The sequence below is a fragment of the Variovorax glucosi genome, from assembly GCF_051216695.1.
Taxonomy (GTDB): domain Bacteria; phylum Pseudomonadota; class Gammaproteobacteria; order Burkholderiales; family Burkholderiaceae_C; genus Variovorax.
In genome coordinates, this window is the sequence record NZ_JBPJZE010000272.1 from 1 (window position 1) to 520 (window position 520).

A 520-nucleotide genomic window follows, 5' to 3' on the forward strand; every position below is an offset into this window, starting at 1 on the left:
GCACCTTCGGCTTCACCAAGGAAGTCGAGTACATGCGCAGCAAGGGCCTCGCGCTCGGCGGCGGCCTGGACAACGCCATCGTGATGGACGACACCAAGGTGCTCAATGCGGGCGGCCTGCGCTACGACGGCGAGTTCGTGAAGCACAAGATCCTCGATGCCATGGGCGACCTGTACCTCATCGGCAAGCCGCTGCTGGCGGCCTACACCGCGTTCCGTTCGGGCCATGCGCTCAACAATAAGCTGCTGCGCGAACTGCTCTCGCACAGCGACGCCTACGAAGTCGTGACCTTCGAGGACGAGAAGCGCGCACCGCGCGGTTTCGGCGAAGTTGCCCGGGCCTGGTAGGCCACGCCCGTCTCTCCGCCTCACATGCTTCTTTTCCGCTGGGCCATCCTGCTGCTTCTGCTGGTGGCGGGCGTGTGCTTTGCGTTCTATGCGGGCACGGGGCAGGCCAAGTACCGGCGCATCGGATGGATCGTGTTGAAGTGGACGCTGCTTGCGGCGTTCGGCTTTTTCGC

General features: G+C 64.2%; 1 protein-coding gene. It reads left to right on the forward strand.

All coding sequences use genetic code 11. The features are described from left to right. Positions 1 to 347 (forward strand): UDP-3-O-acyl-N-acetylglucosamine deacetylase (locus tag ACSFA3_RS24885; protein ID WP_435508030.1); only part of this gene is annotated, 347 nt, incomplete at its 5' end. Positions 348 to 520 lie beyond the last annotated feature (173 nt).